This window comes from Vibrio sagamiensis NBRC 104589, from assembly GCF_007990935.1.
GTDB classification, from domain to species: Bacteria; Pseudomonadota; Gammaproteobacteria; order Enterobacterales; family Vibrionaceae; genus Vibrio; species Vibrio sagamiensis.
The window spans coordinates 1-1,468 of sequence record NZ_BJXJ01000122.1; the positions used below are offsets into that span (position 1 = coordinate 1).

2 protein-coding genes are annotated in these 1,468 nt (G+C 37.5%); both read left to right on the forward strand.

What is annotated here, in order from left to right; genetic code table 11:
* The coding region (locus tag VSA01S_RS20140; RefSeq protein WP_222593943.1) for a hypothetical protein at positions 1 to 874 on the forward strand (874 nt) is incomplete at its 5' end.
* 15 nt (positions 875 to 889) lie between these two features.
* Positions 890 to 1,384: a hypothetical protein gene (locus VSA01S_RS19715; protein WP_050567505.1), complete on the forward strand. Its 495-nt coding sequence runs from the start codon at positions 890 to 892 to the stop codon at positions 1,382 to 1,384.
* The last annotated feature ends 84 nt before the right edge of the window (positions 1,385 to 1,468 follow it).

The window sequence follows — 1,468 nt, forward strand, 5'->3', positions numbered from 1 at the left end:
AATTTTTGCAACAAGCCCTCCTAGAGGACCTTACCCTAAATCGTTTGAGGAAGTTACCGAGCGATTACAAACCGCAAGAAAAAACATTATTAAAAATGGTTATATAGCTAAATATGATGACGCTGAATTACTCGACCTTGTAAAATCGGGTGAGTTGGCGAATGAGCGTTTCCATGTTCGCATAGTGCAACAATCAGCTGATAAAGTTTTAGAGTCGTCACTTGGATTTCCTCGACCTGGAACTAAACGTGCGCCATATTGGACTACCACGTTTGAACAAATGGAAGCTGCGGATACTGACCCTTATCTTATTGGTGCATTATCCGGCATCACAAATTTTAAACCCGATGCACCTTTTACTCTTATCATTATTGATAGCCATAATCTGCCGATTAATGCTGAAAGGGTATCTTTTGTACCGACCTATGAAAATATGATTGATTTCGGTAAAAAAGAACTGGCTCCGGACTTCATGGAACGTGGAATTAAAGATAGTAATATCATGGCTAAGATTATGACTCCGAAAATGAGTGAGGAATTTGAGCAACATTTTAAAAAGTTTCAAAGCCTTGGTAATAACCCGTTCGATCCGAAAAGGTTTAGAAGGTATGTTCATTATGAAATGGGAAATCTATCGAAAATACAAGAACAACATTTATTGGCTCGTTATCGTGTTTGTGGAGAATTTGGCGCGAATGAGTTATTTGCAGGTAATGGATTGACTAAGGTAGATAAGGAATCCAAATGGGGTCGAACGATTGAACAAGAATTTGGACTTGCTGAAGTCTTAACTTATGAGCGAGATCCTCTTAAAGTTAGACAGTTAAATGAAAATGGTAACGTCGTAACATTATTAACACCAGAACCAATATAATAAAAGGAAGTTAAAATGACTATGAAATTATTAAATCCATTCAGTCTTCCGAATGGATATACATTAAAGTTTGATGAGCCATATTTGGGTTCTGAAGATGACGATGTTTTAAAAGTAATAACAAATGATGAAATGATGATTATTCAGAAAGTTATGCCGCCACTGTTTGGCAAAAAGGAATATGAAAATATACCGGGATTTAGTATCTTTCAAATCGAATTACCACTTGCTGCTGCTAAATGGTTAGTAGATACAATTGAAAATAAGCTCTGGAAAAGTGCGGCTCAAGGTGGCTTACCTTCAGGTGTTAATTCTTATAAGGAGTATGTTAACGGTGAAAAGCTAGCGCTTTATCGTCAAATGCAAGTCGAGGGGGCAGATCAGAAAGGGTTCCAATTAACCAACTTTAGTCGCAAAGACCATGAAATTACTGATGAATGTCAAGATTTCTACTTTACGGACTGGATGCTTATTGAAGGTAAATTGCTTGATTTTTTAAAAACGTTGTAGCTAGTGAGAAAGGCTTTCCGGAAAGATCGAAGACGTCCACGAGGTGCTCACCTGAGCACCTCCTTTGGGCTTGTTGCAAAAATT

What these genes read in the sequence shown, in the direction of transcription:
- VSA01S_RS19715 (WP_050567505.1), top strand. Translation starts at nt 890, where the DNA reads ATGACTATGAAATTATTAAATCCATTCAGTCTTCCGAATGGATATACA.